Here is a 3,705-nt window from a genome sequence, read left to right as displayed (position 1 = left end):
ATTTCTTCGTTTAATTCTTCTGTGTTTTCTTCTGGAATAACAGTCGTTTTATTTTCAGAAGCAGGTTCGTTCTCTGAAAATTGAGAAGTAGCATCCACCTCTATATACCTGATTTCTTCTTGCGAGTTAACTTGAAAAACTAAAAAGAAAGCGATTAACAAAGGCAAAATAAACCCTGTTTTTAACGATGCACTTTTATGGGACTTTGATTGATGTAATTTCTTTATTCGGGTATTGATAAACGATTTATGAAAGTTATTGACTGGTAAATGTGAGGAATCGATTTTAACATAGTTCAGCAAACTCAATTGATATGCTTTTGGACAATTTAGGTTTTCAGTTGCTTCGGCATCAGCAAGAAATTCTAAATTTTGTGTAATTCGTTTGCGGTACAACCAAGCCAACGGGTTAAACCAATGGGTAAAAACAAGTAGATTTGCCAAAAGTACATCCACACTGTGATAATTTTTGACATGTGCTTCTTCGTGTTTTAAAATCAGTTTCAGTTCGTTGTCATTATGAAGATCAGGATTGTAAACAATGTATTTTAAGAATGAAAACGGTCCCGTATTTTCGGTGGTTTGGATGTATTTGATGCCGTTTTTGGAAGTGCAGTTTCTTTCATTTTTTAAGAATGATTTTAATTGCCAAAGGCTGAATGAGAATTTTACTACAAAGAAAATAACGACCAACAGATAAACACCAAATAGAATTTGTATATAATTTAAAGATTCCCAAAAGCTAAGTTTTTCTGGGACAGCAGTGAGAATATTGTAAGATGTTAAAGTATATTCATGTGGAGTTACACTGGTTGATGCTTCGACATATTGTGTTATTTGAACCTTTTTCTGTAGGCTGAAATACGGTAAAATAGCGGCAGTAAAAATTCCCAACAACAAGAACATCCGATGGTGATTGTAAAGCGTTTCTTTTTTCAATAAAAACTCATAAACTAAAAAAAACAAACTCAAAATGGCGGTGCTTTTTAGCAAATAGATGACGCTTTCCATAGGTTTTATTTTTTCTTGTTTTCGATAAGTTTTAGGATTTCCTCCAATTCCTCCGGACTTATTTTTTCTTCATTCGCAAAAAATGACAGCATACTTTTATACGAATTATTGAAAAAACGCTTGCTCGCCGATTTCATATAAAAAGAACTATACTCTTGTTTGGTGATTTTTGGCAAATACTGATGTGTATTTCCAAACGCTTCGTGTGTTATAAAACCTTTGGTTTCCAAAAGCCGGACCACTGTAGAAACGGTATTGTAATGATATTCTTGTGGTAGATGTGGGATAATGTCTTTGACAAAAGCTTTTTCCAGCTTCCACAAAACCTGCATGATTTCTTCTTCGCGTTCGGTTAATTTTTTCATGATAACAAGGATAAAAAATGAGATAGCCAAACCTACAACTATTTTATTAGTAAAGCAACTATCAAAATAGTTAGTTATTGGAATTTATGATTTTATTAATAAAAAACTGTTTGTAAGTTTCAAACTGTGTGAAGATTGGTGAATTGTTGTAAAACCAAAAAAGGCTTAAAATACATCATGTATTTTAAGCCTTTTTTATAAATAAAATGAGGTTGTTCATCTGCTATACATTTTAGCTGTAGAATTTTTATTGGTTTAGTTTTTCTAATATTTCGTCATATAAAGCCAAGTTTAAAAGTTTGACTTCTTTTACTTCTTTTAAATCTGATTTAAATACCTCCTTAAAGCTCTTTTTATTGCTTGTAGATTGATTTTTAAATTTGTCATAAATACGCATTGCGACTTCTTTGTTTCCTGCCAATAAATTGCTTAAGGCCAAATTTGTATAAATCCAAGTTTGTTCCTTGTCTATATTTAAGCCTTTTTCTGCTGAATTTATGGCCTCTTTGTATTCTTTTTCAAAGATTAAATACCAAGATAAATTCCCATAATTATTTGAAAGTTGTGTATTAAATGAAGTCAGGTTAAAAAATGGTAATTCTGAAAGCTTAGGCTCCAACTTTACAATAGCAATTAGAAGTTTTCCGATCTCTTTTGTATTTTTCTCTAAGAGACTTTCTCGCAAGGATTGTGTCAATTCGTTTGCCTTTAAACGTTTGGTGTAGTTGTATTTAATCTATCTTTAAAAGGATATTTACTTGATCGGAGTGAATAAATATGCAATGTAGAATCTTTAACATAACAGGAATAGCTTATTTCAAAAACCTTATTATTTTGATTCGTAGTGTGTACTCTCAAATCATTACTTTTATCTATAAGACCAAAACTACCTCCAGGAATTCCTGAAAAGTTAGGGCCATAATGAGTTTTCTTTTTCCAATCGTATTTTACAATGCTGTCATGATGTGTTTTGAAAAAATTCTTTGTATCCTCTCTTATTTCTTTGTCCAGCAATGGTTCCAAAAGTTTATAGTCCCAGTTTAGAAAAGCATTCTCAATATTTTGAAGGCTATTTCCTTTATCTCTAAGTTGAATTTTTAGTTCTTTGAAGTCACTTTCAGCTTCTATATATTGCATAATAGCCTGCGAATACAATTTATTAAAACTAAAGAGTACTATTAAAATTATTGCTGTTTTTCAAGTCCATTCTTTCATGTAATATTCTAATAACTTCAATTTCATCTTCCGAAATCAGATGGTAGAATATTATATGTTTTCCTGACTTGAAACCTAATAAATTTTTGCTTATGGTAGTGTATTCTTTTCCAATGGCGGGATTTTCTCCAATTCCTTTACAAGTAAATTTTAGCGCTGCATAGTATTTATCAGCTTGGTTTTCCGACCATTTTTTGAAGGTGTAATCCCAAATAGCATTTAAGTCATCAATAGCTTCTTGTCTAAATATAACTTTAGCCATTTTTTCTTTTTTCTGCCTTTAACTTTTTAAGATTGTCCTCAAAATCAAAGCTTTCAACTCTTGGGCTATTCAATCCTACTTGTATGGCATTTTTTAAGGCAATTACTTTGCTTTCCTCATTTTCCAACAGTCGAAGTCCAGCTCTGATTACTTCACTTACGTTTTTATATCGGCCAGTAGATACTTGACTGCTTACAAATTCGTCAAAATAATTTCCGAGAGATACGGATGTGTTTTTCATGATTTTAAATTTTATCGAATTTACCAAAAATTGGTAAAAACTCCAAATCAGACTCGTTTTCGAAAATCACACTCAATCATAGCATGTGAAAAGCATCACCAGTCAATCCGTATATGACTTTATTAGGAACACCTCCACCGCAAATACAATGATTCTCGTTAGCCTGAACGAAAAATCAACCTCTTTAAAATCGCCTTAAAAGAGGTTTAAAGTTAAAATTCCCTTTATTCACTTGACAGGTATTTCATTAATCAATTCAAGAAACTCAATTGCTTTTGGGTCAATTTCTCTCGCAATACTATCTAGTATTGCGCTTTTAAATTTATCATATCTAATGAAATCTTCATTTATAAATTCCTTTATGACATTTTCTTTGTAATAGTCATGTGTAAATTCATTTTCATTATTCCACATTATCTCAATAGTAGATGGGATTTTAAAATCACTCTTTGATTATTTCCTCTTCATTTTTGATTTTATCCAATTCAACATATACTTGATTAATTAGTTACTCCTTAAGGTAGCTTAATCATCTATAATCCAGTGTATTAACCGTTATTAAGCTTGTTTTTCATTACAGGTATTTGTATATTTGTCGTAGAAAAGCTTGCA

At 31.0% G+C, this 3,705-nt stretch carries 6 protein-coding genes; all 6 read right to left on the bottom strand.

Annotation, left to right across the window (positions count from 1 at the left end; genetic code table 11):
• A partial coding sequence (locus VNJ50_RS04900; RefSeq protein ID WP_325579606.1) for a M56 family metallopeptidase occupies positions 1-1,010 on the bottom strand: 1,010 nt, incomplete at its 3' end.
• A gap of 5 nt (positions 1,011-1,015) precedes the next feature.
• The gene (locus VNJ50_RS04895; protein ID WP_325579605.1) at positions 1,016-1,375 is read right to left on the bottom strand and encodes a BlaI/MecI/CopY family transcriptional regulator; all 360 of its coding nucleotides are present in this window, start codon (positions 1,373-1,375) and stop codon (positions 1,016-1,018) included.
• Positions 1,376-1,622: 247 nt separating this feature from the next.
• Entirely contained in the window at positions 1,623-2,072 is a 450-nt protein-coding gene (locus tag VNJ50_RS04890; RefSeq protein ID WP_325579603.1) for a hypothetical protein, read from the bottom strand.
• A gap of 11 nt (positions 2,073-2,083) precedes the next feature.
• Entirely contained in the window at positions 2,084-2,512 is a 429-nt protein-coding gene (locus VNJ50_RS04885) for a hypothetical protein (protein WP_325579601.1), read from the bottom strand.
• A gap of 28 nt (positions 2,513-2,540) precedes the next feature.
• Complete coding sequence (locus VNJ50_RS04880) at positions 2,541-2,852, bottom strand: type II toxin-antitoxin system RelE/ParE family toxin (protein ID WP_325579599.1); 312 nt, start codon at positions 2,850-2,852, stop codon at positions 2,541-2,543.
• On the bottom strand, positions 2,845-3,093 hold the full coding sequence (locus VNJ50_RS04875; RefSeq protein WP_325579597.1) for a type II toxin-antitoxin system ParD family antitoxin: 249 nt from the start codon (positions 3,091-3,093) through the stop codon (positions 2,845-2,847). The genes VNJ50_RS04880 and VNJ50_RS04875 overlap by 8 nt, the downstream gene beginning before the upstream one ends.
• Between the last annotated feature and the right edge of the window lie 612 nt (positions 3,094-3,705).

The organism is Gelidibacter sp. (genome assembly GCF_035577925.1).
GTDB lineage: Bacteria > Bacteroidota > Bacteroidia > Flavobacteriales > Flavobacteriaceae > Gelidibacter.
The sequence above is the reverse complement of the archived record's forward strand: the minus strand, read 5'-3'. Positions and strand labels throughout refer to the sequence as shown.

Excerpts from the sequence above, each read along its gene's own strand:
- VNJ50_RS04875 (WP_325579597.1), bottom strand. The coding sequence starts at position 3,093 with ATGAAAAACACATCCGTATCTCTCGGAAATTATTTTGACGAATTTGTA.
- VNJ50_RS04895 (WP_325579605.1), bottom strand. The coding sequence starts at position 1,375 with ATGAAAAAATTAACCGAACGCGAAGAAGAAATCATGCAGGTTTTGTGG.
- VNJ50_RS04885 (WP_325579601.1), bottom strand. The coding sequence starts at position 2,512 with ATGCAATATATAGAAGCTGAAAGTGACTTCAAAGAACTAAAAATTCAA.
- VNJ50_RS04880 (WP_325579599.1), bottom strand. The coding sequence starts at position 2,852 with ATGGCTAAAGTTATATTTAGACAAGAAGCTATTGATGACTTAAATGCT.